Below are 22,374 nucleotides of genomic sequence, written 5' to 3' on the forward strand. Positions count from 1 at the left end.
GCGGGGCGTGCAACGAATCGGCGCACTCAGTCGGGCGCGTCGACCGGGACAGCCGTCGGGATGACGGGGCAGTCCTTCCACAGCCGCTCGAGGCCGTAGAACGTGCGCTCCTGCTCGTGGAAGACGTGCACGACGAGGTCGCCGAAGTCGAGCAGCACCCAGCGAGCCTCGCTGCGCCCCTCGCGGCGCAGCCGCTTCACGCCCTCTTCGAGCATCGCCTCTTCGACGGCATCCGCGATCGCCGCGACGTTGCGCTCGCTGCTTCCGGTCGCGAGCAGGAAGGCATCCACGAGCGGCAGCGGCTCGGACACGTCGAACGCGACGAAGTCCTCGCCGCCCTTGCTCTCGGCGGCAGCAGCGGCGATGGTCACGAGCTCGCGCGTGCGCTCACTTGCCGTCACTGGAAGGCCCCCGTCACCAGCGCGACGATGAGCACGCCGGTCAGTGCCAGCGCGAGCGCGCCGGCGGTGATCACGAGAGTCAGCATCAGCCGACTGCCCTTCTCGGGCGCCGGAGGTTTGATGATGTCCTCCGCGCTCTTGATCGTGCTGATCGCGGCACTGGCGGCGATCGGCGTCGGCGACGACGTCGCCGGCAGCTCGCCGTCGACGAGGATCGCGTCGATCTCCTTGCCGTCGGATGACCCGCGCGACGTGCCGGTCGACCCGAACGCCTCGGGCAGGTTGTACGTCCCCGTGATCAAGACCTCGCCGGTCGCGGTGACCGGCGACACGAGCGACGCCGTCTCCGGAGTCTGCGACAGGATCAGCGCGTTCGAGGCCGACAGCGCGCCGGTCGCCGGGCTGCGGGTGAGCAGCTGGTCGAACGACGCGGGCAGTTCCAGTTCGACGTTCTCGCCGGCGAGAAGCTCCGATCCAAACGTCGGCGCCACGACGGGACGCGGCTCTTCGGATGCCTCGGGCTCGGCGGACGGCGCTTCGACAGGCTCAGCGGCCTCGGAGGCCTCGACAACGTCGGGAGCGTCGGCCACCTCCGAGGCGTCGTCCTCGTCCGACGACGCTTCGACAAACTCAGCGACCACGGAGGCGTCGTCCTCGGCCGACGCCGCTTCGACAGGCTCAGCGACCACGGGGGCGTCGGTCTCGCCCGACGGCGCTTCGACAGGCTCAGCGTCCAGCGGCGCGTCAGCCGCTTCGACAACTTCAGCATCCACGGGAGCAGCGGCCTCGGAATCGTCGCCGCCCTCGGGGACATCCGCCACGTCGATGACCGCGGCCGGCTCGACCGCGTCGACGGAGTCGACGACATAGGTGTCGCCCACGGCATCCGCATCTTCCGGCTCGATGACGGGGACGGATGCCGTGCGCAGACGCTCCTGCTGGCGGGCCGCACGCCGGGTGAGTGCGGGCGCGTGCAGATCGACGTCCTCGGCGACCGGCGGCTCTTCGGCGGCCGGCAGCGGTTCGACGGCACGCGGCAGGGGCGCGACCGGCGCCGCCGGCGCGGGCGACTCGTCGGCAGACTCACTGACTGCAGCGGCGGCGGCTTCCGCCTCTTCGGGCGTGATGATCGGGGTCGACGCAGTGTTGCGCAGCTCGCGCAGCTGGCGTCGGGTCAGCTGGGGCGTCTCAGGCTCGTCGGGTGTGGTCATGCCTCGCTCCGGTACAGGTGATGCTTCGCAATGTATTGGACGACGCCGTCGGGCACGAGGTACCACACCGGGTTTCCCTCACGAACCCGCCGGCGGCAGTCCGTCGATGAGATCGACAGCGCCGGGATCTCGAGTTGGCTCACGTCGTCGCTGGGCAGTCCCTCGGTGTTCAGAACGTGCCCCGGGCGCGACACCGCGACGAAATGCGCGAGCTCCCACAGCTCATCGTGATTGCGCCAGCTGAGGATCTGCGCAACGGCATCCGCGCCCGTGATGAAGAACAGCTCGGCATCGGGCCGGGATGCCTTCAGGTCGCGCAGCGTGTCGATCGTGTAGGTCGGGCCGTCGCGGTCGATGTCGACGCGGCTGACGGTGAACCGGGGATTCGATGCGGTCGCGATGACCGTCATCAGGTAGCGATGCTCGCCCTCGGTGACCTTCTCCTTCTGCCACGGTAGACCCGTGGGCACGAAGACGACTTCATCGAGGTCGAACGACTGCGCCACCTCGCTCGCGGCGACCAGGTGCCCGTGATGGATCGGGTCGAAGGTGCCGCCCATCACCCCGATCCGCGGGGCGCGTGCCGAAGCCATGAAACCGGCCTCAGTGGTGGCCGTGGCCCGCCTGTGCCGCGTCGGGGTGAGCCTTGGCGTAGGCCTCGGCCTTCTGCGAGTGGCGGTTGGCCACGTTGCGGTAAGACAGCGTGACGAGGCCGAGCGCGATGAAGATGACGAACGCGATCGCGCCGTAGATGAACGTCTCCGCCTGGACGTTGCCGTGGTGCTCGGCGCCCTCTGCGGCGAGGGTGACGATCGTGGCGAGGGTCATGCGGACTCCGTTCGGTTCGGGTGATTCAAGTTTAGGTGGTCAGGCGCGGATCTGCCCGGACCCGCGGGCGAGCCATTTCGTGCTGGTCAGCTCGGGAAGTCCCATCGGGCCGCGCGCGTGCAGTTTCTGGGTCGAGATGCCCACCTCGGCGCCGAAGCCGAACTCGCCGCCATCGGTGAACCGCGTCGATGCGTTCGCCATGACGACGGCGGCATCGACCTCAGCGAGGAAGCGCTCGGCGCGGGCATCGTCGGTCGTGATGATCGACTCGGTGTGGTGGGTCGAATAGCGGCGGATGTGATCGAGCGCCTCGTCGAGATCGTCGACGACACGCATCGACAGATCGAGGCTCATGTGCTCGGTCGCCCAGTCCGCCTCTTCCACTGGCACGGCTCCGGCAACCAGCGCACGCACGGCGTCGTCTCCATGGATCGTGACGCCGGCATCCTCGAGCGCCGCGGCGACCGGCGGAATGAGGCGCTCTGCGGCATCGCGCAGCACGAGCACCGTCTCGACCGAGTTGCACACGCTCGGCCGCTGGACCTTCGCGTTGACGACGATCTGCTCGGCCCACTCGAGCGGCGCGGTCGTGTCGAGCACGATGTGCACGACGCCGGCGCCGGTCTCGATGACGGGAACGGATGACTGCGTCACGACGGTCTCGATCAGCTGCGCGCTGCCGCGCGGCACCAGGACGTCGACGAGACCACGCGCCTGCATGAGGGCGTTCGCGCCGTCACGACCGAAGTCGTCGACCGTCTGGATCGCCTCGGGATCGATGCCGTCAGCGGCAAGAGCCGCGCGCATCACGTCAATGAGCGCCGCGTTGCTCGACCGGGCGGCGGTGCCGCCGCGCAACACGACGGCGTTGCCCGAGCGCAGCGCGAGTGCCGCGATGTCGACCGTGACGTTGGGCCGCGCCTCGTAGATCGAGCCGATGACACCGAACGGGACGGAGACCTTCTGCAGCGCAACGTCGTTGTACAGCACCCGCTCGTCGAGAACGCGCCCCACCGGGTCGGGCAGATCGGCGACATCGCGCACGGCGTCCGCGAGCGCCTGCACGCGCGTCTCGTCGAGACGCAACCGGTCGAGCAGACCCGCCGAGAGGCCGGTCTCGCGCCCGCGCGCCAGGTCTTCCGCGTTGGCGGCGACGATCTGCGCGGTCGCGGCCTCGAGCCCGTCCGCGATCGCGCGCAGCGCGTGCGCCTTGGCCGCGTCGGTCAGCAGGCCGACACTGCGCGAGGCATCCTTCGCGCGCACCATGCGCTCGTGCGCTGTCGTCGCGGTGATCGTCATATCGTCAGTGTACCGAGGGTCCTGATGCGGCGGCGTGCGCAGCGTCATGCCCCCGGCGTCGTGCGCAGGACGCCGGTCGCCGTCAGCGGCTGGACCGTGGGGTCGGGTGCGAACCACGTGCCGATCTGCTCGCCCGCCAGCGCCTCGGCGATCAGGTCGGCGCTCGTGACGAGCACGCCGATGCCGGATGCCGCCGCAAGGCGCGCGGCCGACACCTTGGTCGCCGCTCCCCCGGTGCCGACGCTGTTGACCACGACCGACCCGAACTCGAAGCCTGCCAAGTCATCGCCGAACTCGACGGTGTCGATCGGCAGGGCGCCCGGCTCGTCCGGCGGCCGCGTGTACAGCGACTCGATGTCGCTCAGCAGCACGAGGCCGTCGGCGCCGATCAGGACGGCCACGAGGGCTGCGAGACGGTCGTTGTCGCCGAAGCGGATCTCGTGCGTCGCGACGGTGTCGTTCTCGTTGACGATCGGCAGGATGCGCAGGCCCAGCAGCCGGTCCAGCGCGCGGCGCGCGTTGGAGCGGTGGGTCGGGTTCTCGAGGTCACCGGCGGTCAGCAGCACCTGGCCCGCGAGGATCGTGAACCGGTCGAGCGAGGTCTGATACCGCCACATCAGCACGTTCTGCCCGACCGCGGCTGCGGCCTGCTGCGTCGCTAGGTCGTTGGGGCGACCCCCCAGATCGAGGAACGGGATCGCGGTCGCGATGGCACCCGATGACACGAGCACGACCTCGGTGCCGCGTGCGTGCGCCTGCGCGATCGCGGCGACGATCGTGTCGATGCGGAACGCGGCGTCACCGCTGATCGATGACGAACCGACCTTCACGACGATGCGTCGCGCACCCTCGATGCCGGCGCGGTCGCGCAACGTCATGCGTCATCCTCCACCCAGTCGTCCTCCCACCCGTCGACGCCGCCCAGGCGCTCGCTCTCGAGCTCGGCGCGGGCCTCGGCCTTGGCATCCATGCGGTCGTGATAGCGCTCTCGACGCTGCGACGTCGTCCGTCGCGGGTTCAGATCCAGTCGCGGGTCGGTGCCGCGCGGCGCCGTCATGAGCTCGGCGGCCGACGACAGCGACGGATGCCAGTCGAAGACGACACCGTCGTCCACACCGATCACCACGGTCGAGCCGGCGACGGCGCCGACGCGGAACAGCTCGTCTTCGATGCCCAGCTTCTCGAGACGGTCGGCCAGGAACCCGACCGCTTCTTCGTTCTGGAAGTCGGTCTGCTGCACCCAGCGCTCGGGCTTCGCGCCGATGATCCGGTACAGGTTGCCGTACGTGCCGCCTTCGACACGGATCTCGAACTCGCGATCGGCGCCCTGCGGGCGGATGATGATGCGCTCGGGCGCGGGGACGGCAGCCTGCTCGACCCGGTGCCGCGCGACGATGTCGCCCAGCGCGAACGTCAGCGGGCGCAGTCCCTCGTGGCTGACCGTGGAGATCTCGAACACGCGGTAGCCGCGTGCCTCGAGGTCGGGGCGCACGAGGTCTGCCAGATCCTTGGCCTCGGGCACGTCGACCTTGTTCAGGGCGACCAGCTGCGGGCGCTCGAGCAGGGGCAGCTGCCCCTCCGGAACGGGATAGTTGCCCAACTCTTCGAGGATGACGTCGAGATCGCTCAGCGGGTCGCGCCCCGGCTCGAGCGTGGCGCAGTCGAGCACGTGCACAAGGGCCGTGCAGCGCTCGACGTGACGGAGGAACTCCAGGCCCAGGCCTTTGCCCTCACTCGCGCCCTCGATGAGGCCGGGCACGTCGGCGACGGTGAAGCGCACGTCGCCCGCCTGCACGACCCCGAGGTTCGGGTGCAACGTCGTGAAGGGGTAGTCCGCAATCTTGGGGCGCGCGGCCGACACGGCGGCGATGAGGCTCGACTTGCCCGCCGAGGGGAAGCCGACCAGCGCGACGTCGGCGACGGTCTTCAGCTCGAGAAGGACATCACCCTCCCAGCCGGGAGTGCCCAGCAGCGCGAAGCCGGGGGCCTTGCGCTTCGGGTTCGCGAGAGCCGCGTTGCCGAGGCCACCCTGACCGCCCGGCGCAGCGACGAGGCGCATGCCCGGCTCGATCAGGTCGGCGAGCGTCGTCCCGTCGGCATCCTTCACGACGGTGCCCACCGGAACAGGCAGCTCAAGGGTCTCGCCGTGGTAGCCCGAGCGGTTGTCGCCCATCCCGAACCCGCCGTTGCCCGCATTGCGGTGCGGCGAGTGGTGGTACGACAGCAGCGTCGTCACCTGCGGGTCGGCGACCAGCACGACGTCGCCGCCGTGGCCGCCGTTGCCCCCGTCCGGGCCGGCGAGCGGCTTGAACTTCTCACGGCGCACCGACACACAGCCATTGCCGCCCTTGCCGGCACGCAGGTGCAGCGTGACCTGGTCGACGAAGCTGACCATGTCGGTCTCCTTACATACAGATGAGGGGCGAGCACGAAGCCCGCCCCTCACTTTGGCATCTCGTCCGTTGGCGTACCACCGGACGAAACCTGAGTCTGTTACTCCGCGACAGCCGCCACGATGTTGACGACCTTGCGGCCGCCCTTCGTGCCGAACTCGACCGCGCCGGCCTCGAGGGCGAACAGCGTGTCGTCGCCACCGCGGCCGACGTTCGCGCCCGGGTGGAAGTGCGTGCCGCGCTGGCGGACGATGATCTCGCCGGCGAGGACCTGCTGGCCGCCGAAGCGCTTCACGCCCAGTCGCTGGGCGTTGGAGTCGCGACCGTTACGGGTAGAGCTTGCGCCCTTCTTGTGTGCCATCTCTGCGTCTCCGAATCTTTACTTGATGCCGGTGATCTTGACGCGCGTGAGGTCCTGGCGGTGGCCCTGGCGCTTCTTGTAGCCGGTCTTGTTCTTGAACTTCTGGATCACGATCTTCGGACCGCGCTCCTCGCCGAGGACCTCGGCGGTGACCTTGACCTTCGCCAGCTTGTCGGCGTCGGTCGTCACGGCGTCGCCGTCGACGAACAGGACAGCGGGAAGCTCGATCTTGTCGCCGATCTTCGCCTGCTGGCGGTCGAGCACGACGACCGTGCCGACCTCGACCTTTTCCTGCCGGCCGCCGGCGCGCACAACTGCGTAAACCACTTCACACCTGTTTCTTCTGTGGAGCGCTCGGCTCCGAATTGTCCTTGTGGGACGTGTACGTCCTCAGGGAAAGTCATGGTGCGGATGTCCACCGGACGGGCCGGGACGCGACGCACCAAGCGACTACTTTACCGGATGCCGGGCCAAGGGGCAAAAGCGCCGCCCGGGCGTGTCGCCGGTCCCTACGATGGGGACGTGGTGATCCTCATCGACGATGCCCGGTGGCCCGCCCACGGGCGCCTCTGGGCGCACATGGTCAGCGACAGCGATCTGGCTGAGCTGCACGCGTTCGCTGCCGCCAACGGCATCCCGCCGCGCGCCTTCGATCTGGACCACTACGACGTTCCCGAGGACGCTCTCCCCCGGCTCGTCGCAGCGGGCGCCCACCACGTCAGCGGGCACGAGCTCGTGCGCCGCCTGATCGCTTCGGGCCTGCGGATCACGGCGCGCGAGCGCCGCGGCCGCTAGGACTCGCTGACCTCGGGCGTCGCCGGTGTCGCCGCGACGGGCGTTCCGCTGAGCGCCGCCGTCGTCACGCGACGCCGTCCACGACCCTGACCCGGGGCCTTCGGCTCGGGCAGCGCGCTGAGCACCGAGTCGAGCAGGAGATCCTTCTCGGTCTTGGGCGCGGCACCGGCATCCGACTTCGCACCGTTCTGACGCGGGCTGTCGGTGCGCTTCTTGCGCGCCTTCTTCGGCCGCTCGACGGGCGCCGCGAGCGGTGCCTCGAGGTCGATGATCACGGGCGCCGCGGTCTCATCCACGGTCGGGTGAATGGTGGATGCCGCGATCTGCGCAAGCGCCGACTTGGCGCCCTCGGTGATCACGTGCGTGCCGCCGTTGCCGTTCGAACCGGATGCCGTGGCCTGCTGCCGCGGGCGGCGTCCGCCGCCGGACGAACCCGAGCCGGTCTGCTGGTTCGGGCCGCGGTGCTTGACGACGGGGTCGTGGTGCACGATGACACCGCGCCCGGCGCAGACCTCACACGGCTCGCTGAAGGTCTCGAGCAGGCCGAGGCCGAGCTTCTTGCGGGTCATCTGCACGAGGCCGAGCGAAGTGACCTCGGCAACCTGGTGCTTCGTGCGGTCACGGCTCAAGCACTCGATCAGGCGGCGCAGCACGAGGTCGCGGTTGGACTCGAGCACCATGTCGATGAAGTCGACGACGATGATGCCGCCGATATCGCGCAGACGCAGCTGGCGGACGATCTCCTCAGCCGCCTCGAGGTTGTTCTTGGTGACGGTCTCTTCGAGGTTGCCGCCCGACCCGACGAACTTGCCGGTGTTGACGTCGACGACGGTCATCGCCTCGGTGCGGTCGATCACGAGCGAACCACCCGAGGGCAGCCAGACCTTGCGGTCGAGCGCCTTCTCGATCTGCTCGGTGACGCGGTACCGGTCGAACGGGTCCTGGTCGTCTTCGTACTTCTCGACCCGCTCGAGCAGGTCGGGGGCGACGCCGGTCAGGTACGCGGTGATCGTCTGGTGCGCGTCTTCGCCCTGGATGAGCATCTTCGAGAAGTCCTCGTTGAAGACATCGCGGACGATCTTGACGAGCAGGTCAGGCTCGGAGTGCAGCAGCGCGGGCGCCTGGATCGTCTCGACCTGCTGGCTGATGTGCTCCCACTGCGAGGTGAGCCGCTGCACGTCGCGCGTGAGCTGGTCTTCGGTCGCGCCCTCGGCCGCCGTGCGGACGATGACACCGCTCGACTCGGGCAGCACCTCCTTGAGGATGCGCTTGAGACGCGCACGCTCGGTGTCGGGCAGCTTGCGCGAGATGCCGTTCATCGCCCCACCCGGCACGTACACGAGGTAGCGGCCCGGCAGCGAGATCTGGCTCGTCAGGCGTGCACCCTTGTGGCCGACCGGGTCCTTGGTGACCTGGACGAGCACGCGGTCGCCCGACTTCAGGGCGAGCTCGATGCGGCGCGGCTGGTTGCCCGTCTCGACGGCATCCCAATCGACTTCACCGGAGTACAGCACGGCGTTGCGTCCGCGGCCGATGTCGACGAAGGCGGCCTCCATCGAGGGCAGGACGTTCTGCACGCGGCCGAGGTACACGTTGCCGATGAGCGAGGACTCCTGGCTGCGCGCGACGTAGTGCTCGACGAGCACGTTGTCCTCGAGCACCGCGATCTGGATGCGGCCGTTCTTGGAGCGCACGATCATGTCGCGGTCGACGGCCTCACGGCGGGCGAGGAACTCGGCCTCGGTCACAACGGTGCGTCGGCGGCCGGCCTCACGACCGTCACGGCGGCGCTGCCTCTTGGCCTCCAGACGCGTCGAGCCCTTGATGCGCTGCGGCTCGGTGATGAGCTCGACGGCGCGCTGGCGCGGCGGACGGCCGCCACGCTCGGTGCGCTCGGCCGCGGGCTGGTCCTCACTGTCGGATGCCGCGGCGGCGCCGCCACGACGACGGTTGCGTCGGCGGGCGCTCGACCCCGGCTCACCGGGCAGACCCGGCATCCCCGGCTCGTCGCGGTCGTCGCCACGTCCCGGACGCGCCGGGAGCGCGATGATCTCGGGCGCGTAGAACATGAGCTGCGTCGAGACCTGCGAGACGAACTCCTCGGGCAGCAGGCCCAGAGAGACGGCGGTCACGGGGGCTGTGGGGGCCTCCTCGGCTACCTCGCCTACCTCCACCTCGGCGGGCTCTGCGGCCTCGGCGATCGCGATTTCTTCCGCGACGACGACTTCCTCCGCAATCTCTTCCGCGACGACCGCGTCCTCCGCGACTTCCTCGGCGACAGCCGCGTCATCGACGATGCTCTCCGCATCGGCCACGACCTCGGCATCCGCCTGGTCCTCGCCGGCGACGATGGCATCCGCTTCGGCGACGACCTCTGACGCGGCGGCCGTGTCAGCCTCCGGAGTCAGAGGCTGTTCAGCGTCATCGTGGGCGAGTTCGACATTGTCATTGTGCTCATCAGCCATCACTGGCGTACTCCTTGCGAGTCGGCTCCGCGGGCCGGCCCGGGCAAATCTGGCGACGTCGCTCCGGTCCGGAGGTGTCGCGTACTCGTACGGTCTGCAGACTCACCCGCTCGTTGGCGGGGCTCGTACTGCGAAGGGCGTTCATCGCCCGAAGTCTTCGGTGATGCCGGGTCGCGGCGCGGCCGCGAGGGCATCGGCCTTCATTATCGCACTTTCCGCTCGCGTTTGTGCGAAGGTGCGGATCCCGCGCGCGTGACACTCGGGTTCGTGCGCCGCAGCGGTGCGATAATCGCGGAATGCCGCAACGCACGATCGACACCCGTCCGAACGCTCTGGCTGTGTGGCTGGTGATCGCGGGAGTCATCGGCTGGGTGGCTGCCTTCGCGCTCACGGTCGAGAAGTTCCACGCGCTCGCGAACCCCGATGCCGGACCCGCGTCGTGCGACTTCAGCGTCGTCGTGCAGTGCACCGAGAACCTCAACTCGCCGCAGGGCAGCGTCTTCGGGTTCCCCAACCCGATCCTGGGGCTCACCGGCTGGGTCGCGCCGATCGTCGTCGGCATGGCGATCCTCGCCGGGGCGCGGTTCGCCCGCTGGTTCTGGTGGGCCTTTGCGGCCGGGATCACCTTCGCCTTCGGGTTCGTCGTGTGGCTCATCGGCCAGAGCATCTACATCCTCGGCACGCTGTGCCCGTGGTGCATGGTGACGTGGCTCGTGACGATCCCGACGTTCTTCGCCGTGATGGTCCACCTGCTCCGCTCGGGCGTCGTCTCGCGCGCGCCGCGCGTGCGGGCGATCGGCGCTGCCCTCAAGCCGTGGGTGCCGCTCATGACGGTGCTGACCTACGCGCTCGTGCTGCTGCTCGCCCAGCTGCGCCTGGATGCCATCCCCCAACTGCTCGACATCATCTTCTGACGCCTGTGCGGGGGCGCGCGCTGCGCGGGTTGCGTGCTCTGCGAGGCATCCGCCCCGTACTGCAAACGAGGTGGCGCGGCCGACCAGTTGGATGCCTCTGAGCTGGTCCGGCGCGCCACCTCGATCTGCGGCGCGCAGACGAGGTGGCGCCGCAGACCAGATGGATGCCCCTGAGATGGTCCGGCGCGCCACCTGCGTCCGCGCCGCGTACCCCCTGGCGCACCCGAGATGGGTGGCGCAAATGAGCACATGGATGCCCCCGAGGGGCGCATTCGCGCCACCGATACCCGGGCGCTACCGAAACCCGGGCGCCACCCAAACCCGGGGCCCCGCCCAGACCCGCCCGGCGCTCACGCGCCGGCGGGCTCAGAACCAGATCGCGAGCTCGCGCGCGGCGGAATCGGGGCTGTCGCTGCCGTGCACGAGGTTCTGCTGCACCTTCAGGCCCCAGTCGCGGCCGAAGTCGCCACGGATCGTGCCGGGCGCGGCGGTCGTCGGGTCGGTCGTGCCGGCAAGCGAGCGGAAGCCCTCGATGACACGGTTGCCCGCAAGGCGGATCGCCACCGACGGCCCCGACATCATGAACTCGAGCAGCGGCTCGTAGAACGGCTTGCCCTCGTGCTCGGCGTAGTGCTTCTCGAGCAGCTCGCGGTCGGGCTCGACGAGCTTGATGTCGACGAGGGCGTAACCCTTCGCCTCGATGCGGGCCAGGATCGCGCCGGTCAGGCCGCGCGCGACGCCGTCCGGCTTGACGAGGACGAGGGTCTCTTCCGTGGGCATGTCAGTCTCCGTTCGTTGCGGCGCGTGCCGCGTTGCGGCGGTCGAGCGTTCCGCCTTTGATCGTCGCATACGCGTACATCGCACCGAAAATGACCGCCACGATCGCCAGCGCCGGCACGAGCAGCGCGCCCAGCAGGACGATCCCCTGCAGCACCCATCCGAGGACGATCCCCCAGCGGTGACGCAGCAGGCCCGTCGTCGCGATCATGAGGATGGCGAGCACGGTGCCCGCGACAATCCCCCACCACGGCTCGAGGCCGCCGGGCGTCTGGCGCAGACCGTAGATCACGAGCCCGCCGAGGAAGACGATGATCGACTCGAATCCCAGCACGATGGCGCCGAGCGACTCCGCCGCCCCGCGCGCACGCCGCTGACGCGGCGCAGCCGCGCCACCCTCCGGTGCCGAGCCCGGCTCAGACGACGCACTCACGCCTGCCACCCGTCCTTCCAATCCTCCGCGGCGGCAAGCTGCACGGCCTCGCCAGCAAGCACGACGCTACCGGCGATGACCACGGCACGACGATCGGATGCCGAGGCCCACTCGCGCGCCGCGTCCGCGGCTTCGGCGAGGTCGCGGTGCACGCTCACGCGCCCGCCCGCCGCCTCGACGAGGTCGGCGACGGTGTCGGGCTCGGCGGCGCGGTCGGACTCGGGGGCCGTCGCGAACACCTGCGCGGCGACGGGGACGATCGCCGACACGATGCCGGGGATGTCCTTGTCGGCGAAGGCGCCCAGGACGATGCCCCACTCATCGAAGTCGAACGAGTCTGCCAGCGCCGCGACCAGGGCGCGGGCGCCGTGCGGGTTGTGCGCGCTGTCGACGAGCACGGTCGGCGCGACGCCGACCAGCTGCAGCCGACCGGGCGAGGTCACCTGAGCGAGGCCGTCGGCGAGCACGTCGGGCGCGAGCGCCTGCGATCCCGCGCCGATGAGCGACTCGACGGCCGCGATCGCGAGCGCCGCGTTGTGCCCCTGGTGGGCGCCGTAGAGCGGCAGGTAGAGCTCGTCGTAGGTGCCGGCGAGCCCGCGCACGCTGATCTGCTGCCCGCCGACGGCGAGCTGCTGCGCCGTCAGGCCGAACTCCGCGCCGTCGACGGCGAGCGTCGCGCCGCGCGCGGCCGAGGCATCCTTCAGCACCGCGAGCGCCGCAGAGTCCTGCTGCGCCGAGACGACGGCGGCGCCGTCCTTGATGATCCCCGACTTGACGGTCGCGATCTCGCTGATCGTGTCGCCCAGCTTGTCGGCGTGGTCGATGTCGATCGGCGTGATGACCGCGACGTCTCCGTCGGCGGTGTTCGTCGAGTCCCACGAACCGCCCATGCCGACCTCGATCACGGCGACGTCGACGGGGGCGTCGGCGAACGCGACGAACGCGAGCACCGTCAGCAGTTCGAAGAACGTGAGCGCCGCGTCGCCGGATGCCGCCAGTTCCGCGTCGACCATGTCGACGAACGGGCTGATCTCGTCCCAGGCATCCGCGATCAGAGCGTCGTCGATCGGCTCGCCGTCGATCATGATGCGCTCGGTGTACCGCTCCAGGTGCGGACTCGTGAACAGCCCCGTGCGCAGGCCGTGTGCACGCACGATCGACTCGACGATCCGCGCCGTCGACGTCTTGCCGTTGGTGCCTGTCACGTGCACGACGCGATACGTGCGTTGCGGGTCATCGAGCAGCTCGAGCACACGCCGCGTGCGCTCGACACGCGGCTGCACCCACCGCTCACCCTGCCGGGTCAGCAGCGCCGAATAGACGGCGTCGGCGCGCGAACGGTCGCTCATGCGGGGGCTCCGATCCGGGTGACGGCGATCGTGATGTCGCCGGTGTTGGCGTAGGTTCCCGCGGCGAGGGTTGCGGTGTGCTCCGCGTCGATCGTACGGCCGGATGCCAGCACCGAGCCCTCCCCCAGCAGCACGACGTCGTCGGGCCCGACGACGGCGTAGTCCAGCGCGAGCGTCTCGGCCGCAACCCCGGCGACCTCGAACGCCGAGGCCACGGCACGCGCGTCGTCTTCACCGGCGAACAGCAGCTGCAGGCGGATCCGGTCGCTCACGTCGAACCCTGCGGCCTTGCGCGTGTCCTGCACGGCGCGGATCACGTCGCGCGCGAGCCCTTCGGCCTCGAGTTCGGGCGTCGTCGTCGTGTCGAGCAGCGTGAAGCCGCCTGCGCGCAGCAGTGCGATCGCGGTGCCCTCAGCGACACCGCCTGCCTCGAGAGTGAGCTCGTACTCGCCCGCCTCGAGCGCGACGCCGTCGACCGTCACGACGTCGTCCTCGACGGTCCACAGACCCGCCTTGGCGCCCGCGATGACGTGCTGCACCTGCTTGCCCAGGCGCGGCCCCGCCGCGCGGGCGTTGACGGCGAGACGCTGGCTGATGCCGTACGTCTCGGCGAGCCCCTCGGTCAGCTCGACGAGTTCGACGCGCTTGACGTTGAGCTCTTCCCGCAGGATGCCCTCGAACTGCGCGAGCTCCTCGGCTCCAGCCACGGCGACCGTCAGCGTCGGCAGCGGCAGGCGCACACGCTTGCCCTCCTTCTTGCGCAGCGCGTTCGCGACCGACGACACCTCACGGACGGTGTCCATCGCGGTGCGGATGTCGGTGGATGCCGGGAAGGCGTCGGCGTCGGGCCAGTCCTGCAGGTGCACGCTGCGCCCGCCGGTGAGGCCCTGCCAGATGCGCTCCGAGACGAGCGGGATCAGCGGCGCCGCAACACGCGTGAGCGTCTCGAGCACCGTGTACAGCGTGTCGAACGCCTCGGTCGATGCGGGGTCATCCGAAACACCGACCCAGAACCGGTCGCGCGAACGGCGGATATACCAGTTCGTCAACGCCTCGGCGAAGTCGCGCAGGCGCGCCGCGGCCGTCGTCGAGTCGAGCGCCTCGAGGTCGGCGGCGACGTCGCGAACCAGCTCGCCCAGCAGCGCGAGGATGTACTGATCGAGCACGTCGGTCGAATCGGTGCGCCAGCGCGCCTCATAGCCGGCACCGTCAGCGCCACCGGAGGCATTCGCGTACGTCGCGAAGAAGTACCACGCGTTCCACAGCGGCAGCAGGAACTCGCGCACACCCGCACGGATGCCTTCCTCGGTCACGACGAGGTTTCCGCCGCGCAGCACCGACGATGCCATCAGGAACCACCGCATCGCGTCGGATCCATCGCGGTCGAACACTTCGCTGACGTCGGGATAGTTGCGCAGCGACTTCGACATCTTCTGCCCGTCGCTGCCGAGCACGATGCCGTGGCACGCGACGCCCGAGAACGCGGGGCGGCCGAACAGCGCCACCGACAGCACATGCATGACGTAGAACCAGCCGCGGGTCTGCCCGATGTACTCGACGATGAAGTCGGCCGGCGCGTGCGTGTCGAACCACTCGCGGTTCTCAAACGGGTAGTGCACCTGCGCGTACGGCATCGATCCCGAGTCGAACCACACGTCGAAGACGTCCTCGATGCGGCGCATCGTGGACTGCCCCGTCGGGTCATCCGGGTTCGGTCGGGTCAGGTCGTCGATGTACGGACGGTGCAGGTCGACCTCGCCCGCCTCGTTCACCGGCAGCCGGCCGAAGTCGTTCTGCAGCTCGTCGAGCGAGCCGTACACGTCGATGCGCGGGTACTCGGGGTTGTCGCTGCGCCACACCGGGATCGGCGAGCCCCAGAAGCGGTTGCGGCTGACCGACCAGTCACGCGCGCCCTCGAGCCACTTGCCGAACTGGCCGTGCTTGACGTTCTCGGGCGCCCAGGTGATCTGCTCGTTCGCGGCGAGCAGGTCGTCCTTGAAGTCGGTCACGCGGATGAACCAGCTCGACACCGCCTTGTAGATGAGGGGGTTCCGGCAACGCCAGCAGTGCGGGTAGGAGTGCTCGTAGCTGGCTTCGCGCAACAGGCGGCCCTGCGCGCGCAGCAGCCGGATGAGCGGCCGATTGGCATCCATCCACAGTTCGCCGGCGACGTCGGTGACCTGAGGCAGGAACTTGCCGCCGTCGTCGAGGCTCATGATGAGCGGGATGCCCGCAGCTTCCGTGACCCGCTGGTCGTCCTCGCCGTAGGCGGGAGCCTGGTGGACGATACCGGTGCCGTCGCTCGTCGTCACGTAGTCGTCGACGAGGATGCGCCACGCGTCGCCGGTGCCCCACGTCTCGGCATCCGCGTAATAGTCGAACAGCCGGTCATAGTGCACATCGGCGAGGTCGGCACCCACGATGCGGCGCTCGACGGCGCCCTCCGCGTCGGCGGCGCTCTCGTAGCCGAGGTCCTTCGCGTGACCACCGAGCAGATCGGATGCCAGAAGGTAGCGATGCGCCGCTGCCTCTTCGCTGTCGGAGTGCACGTCCGCGGCGCCGTTCGGCCCGCCGGGAACGACGACGTACTCGATGGCCGGTCCGACGGCGAGCGCGAGGTTCGTCGGCAGGGTCCACGGCGTCGTCGTCCAGGCGAGGGCGCGCACGCCGGTCAGACCCAGCGCCTCGGCCTTCTGTCCGACGAGCGGGAAGGTCACCGTCACCGACGGGTCCTGGCGCATCTTGTAGACGTCGTCGTCCATGCGCAGCTCGTGATTGGACAGCGGCGTCTCATCACGCCAGCAGTACGGCAGCACGCGGTAGCCCTCGTAGGCCAGGCCCTTGTCCCACAGGCCCTTGAACGCCCACAGCACCGACTCCATGAACCCCGTGTCAAGCGTCTTGTAGCCGCGCTCGAAGTCAACCCAGCGCGCCTGGCGCGTGACGTAGTCCTCCCACTGCTGGGTGTACTCGAGCACCGATGCCTTCGCCTTGGAGTTGAAGACGCCGATGCCCATCTCGACGATCTCCTCCTTCTCGGTCAGGCCCAGCTGCTTCATCGCCTCGAGCTCGGCGGGCAGACCGTGCGTGTCCCACCCGAAGACGCGGTCGACCTTCTTGCCGCGCATCGTCTGGAACCGCGGGAAGAGGTCCTTCGCGTAGCCCGTGAGCAGGTGCCCATAGTGCGGCAGGCCGTTGGCGAACGGCGGGCCGTCGTAGAAGACCCACTCGTCAGCGCCCTCGCGCTGCGAGATCGACGCACGGAAGGTGTCGTCGCTCTCCCAGAACGCGAGCACGTCGCGCTCGATCTCGGGAAAGCGCGGGCTCGGTACGACGTCGGCCGCCGGGCCGAACGCGGAACTGGTCCCCGAGCTTGTCGAGGGGCGGGGGTAGGTCATGTCACTCCAGCAGGTTGCGGTGCTTCCTGCGAGGACGATCGTGAGACCGCGGTACCACCCCGCTTGCTCTCTTCATCTTTCGAATCCGAGGGCCACTCATCTGCGGCTGTGACGGGCCTGCCCCGCGCGGTTCTAGTTGGTCCCCGAGCTTGTCGAGGGGCCGTTCTTCCGCGAGCTCCCCGGTGATGGCCGGATCACAGCTGGTGGAACCAGTGTACGCGTAGAGTTCCCCAATGGCCCGCCGCAGTTCTACCCTCCAGCTGCCGCGCATCATCGACCCGGAACTCCCCGACGTTCTGGACGACGCAGGCATCCTCACGCCGCGCATGAACGTCGTCGGCGTGCAGCTGGACCTGCTCACGGGGCAGGTGCACGCGTCGCACAGTTCGTTGGCCGAGAGCCTGATCCCGTCGGCGCGACTGAACGACGTGCTGTTCGATGACTGCGAGATCGGGACGCTGGATCTGCCCGAGGCACAGCTGTCGCGCGTGCAATTCCTGCACAGCCGGGCCGACGAGGTCGATACGCGCGGCCTGCACGCCGCCGACCTGGACCTGCGGGGTCTCGAGGCGTTGTCGTTCACCGATCCGCGCGGCCTGGCCGGAGGGACCCTCTCGCCGCACCAGGCACAGTTCCACTCCGCGGCTTTCGCGAGAACGCTCGGCATCCACGTCGAGCCCTGATCCGGGTAGAATCGCGGGACAACCCACACTCAGGCACGCTCACACAGTGCCGCCTATATCGCTCGAGGAGATCCACCATGGCCGACGCACAGATTCCCGACAAGCCGGCTCTGGAAGGCCTCGAGCAGAAGTGGGATGCCGCGTGGAGCGCCGCCGGAACGTACCTGTTCGACCGTGACGCCGCCAAGGCCGCTACTGAAAAACTGGGCCGCGCGGGTGTCTACTCGGTCGACACTCCCCCGCCGACGGCATCCGGCTCGCTGCACATCGGCCACGTCTTCTCGTTCACGCACACCGACGTGAAGGTGCGCTACGAGCGCATGCAGGGCAAGACGGTCTTTTACCCGATGGGCTGGGACGACAACGGCCTGCCGACCGAGCGTCGCGTGCAGAACTTCTACGGCGTGCGCTGCGACCCGTCGCTGCCGTACGACGCCGACTTCACCCCACCCTTCCACGGTGACGCGAAGAGCCTCAAGCCGGCCGACCAGGTGCCGATCAGCCGCCGCAACTTCATCGAGCTGTGCGAAGAGCTGACCGTCGAGGACGAGAAGGCGTTCGAGGCGGTGTTCCGCCAGCTCGGCCTGTCGGTCGACTGGACGCAGACCTACCGCACGATCTCGGACGAGACGATCCGCACGAGCCAGCTCGCGTTCCTGCGCAACCTCGAGCGCGGCGAGGCGTACCAGTCGCTCGCTCCGACCCTGTGGGACATCGACTTCCGCTCCGCGATCGCGCAGGCCGAGCTCGAAGACCGCGAGCAGCAGGCGAGCTACCACCGCATCGCGTTCCACAAGACCGACGGCTCGGGCGACATCCACATCGAGACGACGCGCCCCGAGCTGCTCGCCGCGTGTGTCGCCCTCGTCGCCAACCCCGACGACGAGCGCTACCAGCCGTACTTCGGCAAGACGGTGCGCACCCCGATCTTCGACGTCGAGGTGCCCGTGCTCGCGCACCACCTCGCCCAGCAGGACAAGGGGTCGGGCATCGCGATGATCTGTACCTTCGGCGACGTCACCGACATCATCTGGTGGCGCGAGCTGGACCTCCCCAACCGCACGATCCTCGGTCAGGACGGCCGCATCCTCGCCGACGCCCCCGAGGCGCTCGTGACGGATGCCGCGAAGAGCGCGTACGCCGAACTCGCGGGCCTGACTGTCTTCAGCGCGAAGAAGAAGATGGTCGAGATGCTCGAGGCATCCAGCGAGCTGCTCGAGATCTCGAAGCCCTTCAGCCACCCGGTGAAGTTCTATGAGAAGGGCGACCGTGCGCTGGAGATCGTCTCGACGCGCCAGTGGTACCTGCGCAACGGCGCGCGTGACGCGGACTTCCGCGACAAGCTCATCGCGCTCGGGGCCGGCATGGACTGGCACCCCGACTTCATGCGCGTGCGCTACGAGAACTGGACGAACGGCCTCACGGGCGACTGGCTGATCTCCCGCCAGCGCTTCTTCGGTGTGCCGATCCCCGTCTGGTATGCGCTCGATGAGAACGGCGAGCGGGTCGAGGACGGTGTCATCGTGCCCGACCTCGCGACCCTTCCGGTCGACCCGACGACCGATGTGCCCGCCGGGTACACCGAGGCCCAGCGCGGCGTCGCGGGCGGGTTCGAGGGCGAGAAGGACATCTTCGACACGTGGGCGACGTCGTCGCTCACACCGCAGCTCGCGGGCGGCTGGCAGCGCGACGACGAGCTGTGGAACCTCGTCGCGCCGTTCGACCTGCGCCCGCAGGGGCAGGACATCATCCGCACCTGGCTGTTCTCCACGATGGTGCGCTCGGCGCTTGAAGACGACCGTGCGCCGTGGACGGATGCCGCGATCTCGGGCTTCATCGTCGACCCCGACCGCAAGAAGATGTCGAAGTCGAAGGGCAACGTCGTGACGCCCGCCGACATCCTCGAGGCGCACGGCACCGACGCGGTGCGGTACTGGTCGGCCTCGAGCCGGCTCGGCACCGACGCCGCGTTCGACCCGCAGAACCCGACGCAGGTGAAGATCGGCCGCCGCCTCGCGATCAAGGTGCTCAACGCCGCGAAGTTCGTGCTGTCGTTCCCCGTGCCCGAGGGCGCCGAGGTCACACACGCTCTGGATGCCGCGATGCTCGCGACGCTCGATCAGGTCGTGCGCGACGCGACGAAGGCGTTCGAGGCGTACGACCACGCCCGCGCGCTGGAGATCACCGAGGCGTTCTTCTGGACGTTCTGCGACGACTACCTCGAGCTCGTGAAGGAGCGCGCCTACAACCAGACCGACGTGGGCCAGGCATCCGCCGCCCTCGCCCTGCGCCTGGCCCTGTCGACGCTGCTGCGCCTGCTCGCGCCGGTGCTCGCGTTCGCGACGGAGGAGGCGTGGTCGTGGTTCGAGGAGGGCTCGATCCACACCGCCGCGTGGCCGACGCCGCTCGAGATCGAGGGCGACCCGACGGTGCTGTCCGCCGCGAGCGCGGCCCTCATCGGCATCCGCCGCGCGAAGACCGAGGCGAAGGCCTCGCAGAAGACGCCCGTCGCCCGCCTCGTGCTGCGCGGTGATGACGCGACGATCGCCGCGCTCACGCTCGCCGAGGGCGATCTGAAGGCCGTCGGTCGCATCGCCGAGCTGGACCTGATCGGCGGTGGCGACACGCTCACCGTCGACACCGTCGAACTCGCTCCGGAGGTCTGACATGCAACTCGGCACGCGATGGACCAGCGGTGACGAGCCGCCCGCGGCGGTGCCCGCGACTCTGCGCCCGCAGATCGCGGCCGTCGACCGGTCGATTCCGGCCGACGACCTCGGTCAGCCGCGGCCGCGGTGGACGCTCACGTTCCTCGAGGGTCGGCCGATCGCCGAACTCGACACGGGCGTGATCGTCGAGCAGCTCGCGGACGGCTCGGTCGTCGTCCGTCACGACGACGAGGACGAGTTCGCCTGAGTCTCTGATCAGGCGGGGCGGTCGGCGCTGGTCTGGTCGATGCTGTCGGTCGCGCCCGGCTGGTCGGTAGCGTCGGGGTGATCGGGCTGGTCGGCTCTGTCGGGCTGGTCGGCGAACGCCTTGCGCGTGCCGCCGATCAACAGGGGCGCAGCCACGAGCGCCGCGAGCGCGGCAACGCCACCGCCGACGAGGAACGGCAGCCGCAGGTCGACGCGACCGAGCCAGCCGCCGAGCAGCGTCGCGACGGGGAAGAGACCCCACGTCAGGGTGCGGATGACGCCCAGCACGCGACCGAAGATCTCGGGCGGCACGATCTGCTGGCGCAGGCTCCCCCACGGCACGTTCCACACCGACACGGCGAACGCCGAGGCGGCGAAGGCGACGACGGCCATCCAGACGTTCGGGGCGAGGCCCGTCAGCAGCAGGGTCACACCGCCGACCAGGATCGCCGAGAACATCACGATGCCTCGCCCGAAGCGGGCGACGAGCCGCGAGGCGACGAGGGAGCCTGCCAGCGCTCCGATGCCGATGCCGGCGGTGATGAAGCCGATCGCGGCGACCGGCACCTCGAGCAGGTCGAGGAAGAACAGCAGGATGACCGCCTGCGCGAACGACAGCGACGAACCGATGAGCGAGGTGAAGACGACCATCGCGCGCAGATAACGGTGGCGCCACAGGTAACGCAGCGCTTCACTCGTGCGCACGTGCGTGGGTGCGGATGCCGCGCTGCCACCGGGGCCGTCGCCTTCGCCTGTGCCGTCGCCTTCGCCTTCGCTCGGGCGATGCAGCACACGAGCCGCGCTCACCGGGAGCAGCAGAGCCAGCACGACGGGCACGAGGTAGCCCGCCGAACCCAGCCACAGCGGAAGCGTCAGCGACACGGCGAACAGCACGCCGGCGATCGGCGTCGCGACGAAGCTGTCGATTGTGATCTGCGCCGCCTGCATCCATCCGTTGGCACGATCGAGCTGGTCGCGGCGGACGACACCCGGGATCACGGCGTTGGTCGCGTTGTCGAACAGCGTCTCGCCAAGACCGAAGATCAGCGTCGCGACGAACAGCGTCCACAGGCTCATGCCGCCCGTGACGCCGAGCACCGACAGCCAGACCGCGACACCGCCGCGGATGATGTTCGCCGCGGCCATCACGAGCCGCCGGTCGACGCGGTCGACGATCATGCCGGCCGGCAGCCCGAACACGAGCCACGGGAGGTACGCCAGGGCGCCGATGACCGAGATCGCCAGCGGATCCTGCGTCAAGCTGATGGCGACCAGCGGCACGGCCGTGCGGCCGAGGCCGTCGGCGAGATTGCTGAAGGCGGCGGCCGTCCACAGCTTGCCGAAGTCGCGGCCGAGCGGCCGCCGCGCAGTGCGTGCGCGGGGAGCTGCGCTGGTCATCGCGGCAGGATGTGCAGCGCGTGCAGGGCGCCCTGATCGCGCGCAGCCTGGTCGCATTCCGCAGACGACGCGGGACGTGGTGGCACGATCCGGGTCATCATGGTGCTTGTGCGGCTCATGATGCACCTCCTTCTTCTGGCAGTGGGAACACATCGGTGCGGATGCTGATGGGGCGCAGCCCCTCACGCTTCTGGTCGCGGTACTTCGTGTTGAACTCGTCGATGACCTGCTGCAGGTGTGAGATGAGCTCGATCGTCTGCTCGTGAGTGAGCCGCAACGTCGCCGTCGAGATCATCGCCTCTTCTTCGTCGAGGACGTCGGGGTTTGCGAGCGACGTCGCCATGTAGCGCATGAGCTGCTGGTGCCGGCGAGTGAGGAACTCGGTCATCACGACCTGCGTCGCCGCCTTGCCCGACGGAGTCTTCATGGCTTCGGGGTTGGTGAACGAGATCCCGCCCTTCGGGCGCTCCCACCACCGCTCCCGGCCTGTGCCGCGGTCATCGACCTCACGGATGAGGTCGTGCTTCGCGAGCGCCCGCAGGTGATAGCTCGTCGACCCCGACGACTCCCCCGTCATCGACGCCAGCGTGCTCGCCGTCTGCGGCCCGTACTGCGACAGGATGTCGTAGATCTGCACGCGCAACGGGTGCGCGAGGGCGCGCAGCGCACCGGCATCCAGCATGCGCTCGGGACGATACGGCGTCGGCTGCGGGTTCTCGTCGGTCATGATGCAAAGATACCTTTGCAATCACTC

Annotated in this window: 22 protein-coding genes; 5 read left to right on the forward strand and 17 right to left on the reverse strand. The window is 69.3% G+C overall.

Features of this window, described 5'->3' with window-relative positions; genetic code table 11:
• Nucleotides 1–26 precede the first annotated feature (26 nt).
• The 9 genes from rsfS to rplU all read right to left on the reverse strand — a co-directional run bounded on the left by rsfS (nucleotide 27) and on the right by rplU (nucleotide 6,820).
• Nucleotides 27–401, reverse strand: coding sequence for a ribosome silencing factor (rsfS, locus tag BGO46_RS07325; protein ID WP_292676293.1), 375 nt, complete (start codon nucleotides 399–401; stop codon nucleotides 27–29).
• Nucleotides 398–1,612 carry a hypothetical protein gene (locus BGO46_RS07330; RefSeq protein ID WP_292676290.1) on the reverse strand — a complete coding sequence of 405 codons (1,215 nt, stop codon included), beginning with the start codon at nucleotides 1,610–1,612 and terminating at the stop codon, nucleotides 398–400. The genes rsfS and BGO46_RS07330 overlap by 4 nt, the downstream gene beginning before the upstream one ends.
• Entirely contained in the window at nucleotides 1,609–2,205 is a 597-nt protein-coding gene (nadD, locus tag BGO46_RS07335; protein WP_292676287.1) for a nicotinate-nucleotide adenylyltransferase, read from the reverse strand. The genes BGO46_RS07330 and nadD overlap by 4 nt, the downstream gene beginning before the upstream one ends.
• Nucleotides 2,206–2,215: 10 nt before the next feature.
• Nucleotides 2,216–2,440, reverse strand: coding sequence for a hypothetical protein (locus tag BGO46_RS07340; protein ID WP_292676285.1), 225 nt, complete (start codon nucleotides 2,438–2,440; stop codon nucleotides 2,216–2,218).
• A gap of 39 nt (nucleotides 2,441–2,479) precedes the next feature.
• Nucleotides 2,480–3,739 (reverse strand): glutamate-5-semialdehyde dehydrogenase, encoded by a 1,260-nt coding sequence (locus BGO46_RS07345; protein WP_292676282.1) that lies wholly within the window; start codon nucleotides 3,737–3,739, stop codon nucleotides 2,480–2,482.
• A 44-nt stretch (nucleotides 3,740–3,783) separates the two neighbouring features.
• Nucleotides 3,784–4,617, reverse strand: coding sequence for a glutamate 5-kinase (proB, locus tag BGO46_RS07350; protein ID WP_292676279.1), 834 nt, complete (start codon nucleotides 4,615–4,617; stop codon nucleotides 3,784–3,786).
• Nucleotides 4,614–6,134 carry a GTPase ObgE gene (gene obgE / locus BGO46_RS07355; RefSeq protein ID WP_292676277.1) on the reverse strand — a complete coding sequence of 507 codons (1,521 nt, stop codon included), beginning with the start codon at nucleotides 6,132–6,134 and terminating at the stop codon, nucleotides 4,614–4,616. The genes proB and obgE overlap by 4 nt, the downstream gene beginning before the upstream one ends.
• Nucleotides 6,135–6,232: 98 nt before the next feature.
• Complete coding sequence (gene rpmA / locus BGO46_RS07360) at nucleotides 6,233–6,493, reverse strand: 50S ribosomal protein L27 (protein ID WP_292676276.1); 261 nt, start codon at nucleotides 6,491–6,493, stop codon at nucleotides 6,233–6,235.
• Nucleotides 6,494–6,511: 18 nt separating this feature from the next.
• The gene (gene rplU, locus BGO46_RS07365) at nucleotides 6,512–6,820 is read right to left on the reverse strand and encodes a 50S ribosomal protein L21 (RefSeq protein ID WP_292897331.1); all 309 of its coding nucleotides are present in this window, start codon (nucleotides 6,818–6,820) and stop codon (nucleotides 6,512–6,514) included.
• Nucleotides 6,821–7,015: 195 nt separating this feature from the next.
• Between rplU and BGO46_RS07370 the strand changes: the two genes are divergently transcribed.
• Nucleotides 7,016–7,288: a DUF4031 domain-containing protein gene (locus BGO46_RS07370; protein WP_292676274.1), complete on the forward strand. Its 273-nt coding sequence runs from the start codon at nucleotides 7,016–7,018 to the stop codon at nucleotides 7,286–7,288.
• Here BGO46_RS07370 and BGO46_RS07375 read toward each other — a convergent pair.
• Nucleotides 7,285–9,753 (reverse strand): Rne/Rng family ribonuclease, encoded by a 2,469-nt coding sequence (locus BGO46_RS07375; RefSeq protein WP_292676272.1) that lies wholly within the window; start codon nucleotides 9,751–9,753, stop codon nucleotides 7,285–7,287. The genes BGO46_RS07370 and BGO46_RS07375 overlap by 4 nt on opposite strands.
• Before the next feature lie 296 nt (nucleotides 9,754–10,049).
• On the opposite strand from BGO46_RS07375, the gene BGO46_RS07380 reads away from it, so the two are divergent.
• Nucleotides 10,050–10,667 (forward strand): vitamin K epoxide reductase family protein, encoded by a 618-nt coding sequence (locus BGO46_RS07380; RefSeq protein WP_292676270.1) that lies wholly within the window; start codon nucleotides 10,050–10,052, stop codon nucleotides 10,665–10,667.
• A 366-nt stretch (nucleotides 10,668–11,033) separates the two neighbouring features.
• On the opposite strand, the gene ndk is transcribed toward BGO46_RS07380, so the two are convergent.
• Genes ndk through ileS form a run of 4 tightly spaced genes read right to left on the reverse strand, consistent with a single transcriptional unit; the run spans nucleotide 11,034 to nucleotide 16,624 of the window.
• Nucleotides 11,034–11,447, reverse strand: a complete 414-nt coding sequence (ndk, locus tag BGO46_RS07385; RefSeq protein ID WP_292676269.1) for a nucleoside-diphosphate kinase — start codon at nucleotides 11,445–11,447, stop codon at nucleotides 11,034–11,036.
• Between the two features lies 1 nt (nucleotide 11,448).
• Nucleotides 11,449–11,877: a DUF4233 domain-containing protein gene (locus BGO46_RS07390; RefSeq protein ID WP_292676267.1), complete on the reverse strand. Its 429-nt coding sequence runs from the start codon at nucleotides 11,875–11,877 to the stop codon at nucleotides 11,449–11,451.
• Nucleotides 11,874–13,226: a folylpolyglutamate synthase/dihydrofolate synthase family protein gene (locus BGO46_RS07395; protein ID WP_292676266.1), complete on the reverse strand. Its 1,353-nt coding sequence runs from the start codon at nucleotides 13,224–13,226 to the stop codon at nucleotides 11,874–11,876. The genes BGO46_RS07390 and BGO46_RS07395 overlap by 4 nt, the downstream gene beginning before the upstream one ends.
• Entirely contained in the window at nucleotides 13,223–16,624 is a 3,402-nt protein-coding gene (gene ileS / locus BGO46_RS07400) for an isoleucine--tRNA ligase (protein WP_292676264.1), read from the reverse strand. Before ileS ends, BGO46_RS07395 begins: the two co-directional genes overlap by 4 nt.
• A gap of 233 nt (nucleotides 16,625–16,857) precedes the next feature.
• Here ileS and BGO46_RS07405 point away from each other — a divergent pair, with 233 nt between their 5' ends.
• From BGO46_RS07405 to BGO46_RS07415, 3 genes are all read left to right on the forward strand, one after another.
• Nucleotides 16,858–17,307: a hypothetical protein gene (locus tag BGO46_RS07405; protein ID WP_292676262.1), complete on the forward strand. Its 450-nt coding sequence runs from the start codon at nucleotides 16,858–16,860 to the stop codon at nucleotides 17,305–17,307.
• 77 nt (nucleotides 17,308–17,384) lie between these two features.
• Nucleotides 17,385–19,973: a valine--tRNA ligase gene (gene valS / locus BGO46_RS07410; RefSeq protein WP_292676258.1), complete on the forward strand. Its 2,589-nt coding sequence runs from the start codon at nucleotides 17,385–17,387 to the stop codon at nucleotides 19,971–19,973.
• A gap of 1 nt (nucleotide 19,974) precedes the next feature.
• On the forward strand, nucleotides 19,975–20,223 hold the full coding sequence (locus tag BGO46_RS07415; protein WP_292676255.1) for a hypothetical protein: 249 nt from the start codon (nucleotides 19,975–19,977) through the stop codon (nucleotides 20,221–20,223).
• Between the two features lie 8 nt (nucleotides 20,224–20,231).
• Here BGO46_RS07415 and BGO46_RS07420 read toward each other — a convergent pair whose 3' ends face one another.
• Genes BGO46_RS07420 through BGO46_RS07430 form a run of 3 tightly spaced genes read right to left on the reverse strand, consistent with a single transcriptional unit; the run spans nucleotide 20,232 to nucleotide 22,347 of the window.
• Complete coding sequence (locus BGO46_RS07420; RefSeq protein ID WP_292676252.1) at nucleotides 20,232–21,620, reverse strand: MFS transporter; 1,389 nt, start codon at nucleotides 21,618–21,620, stop codon at nucleotides 20,232–20,234.
• Nucleotides 21,617–21,739, reverse strand: coding sequence for a hypothetical protein (locus BGO46_RS07425; protein ID WP_292676249.1), 123 nt, complete (start codon nucleotides 21,737–21,739; stop codon nucleotides 21,617–21,619). The genes BGO46_RS07420 and BGO46_RS07425 overlap by 4 nt, the downstream gene beginning before the upstream one ends.
• Entirely contained in the window at nucleotides 21,736–22,347 is a 612-nt protein-coding gene (locus tag BGO46_RS07430) for a helix-turn-helix domain-containing protein (protein WP_292676247.1), read from the reverse strand. Before BGO46_RS07430 ends, BGO46_RS07425 begins: the two co-directional genes overlap by 4 nt.
• Nucleotides 22,348–22,374: the final 27 nt, after the last annotated feature.

The sequence above is a fragment of the Microbacterium sp. 70-16 genome (assembly GCF_001898315.1).
In the GTDB taxonomy this organism is placed as follows: Bacteria; Actinomycetota; Actinomycetes; order Actinomycetales; family Microbacteriaceae; genus Microbacterium.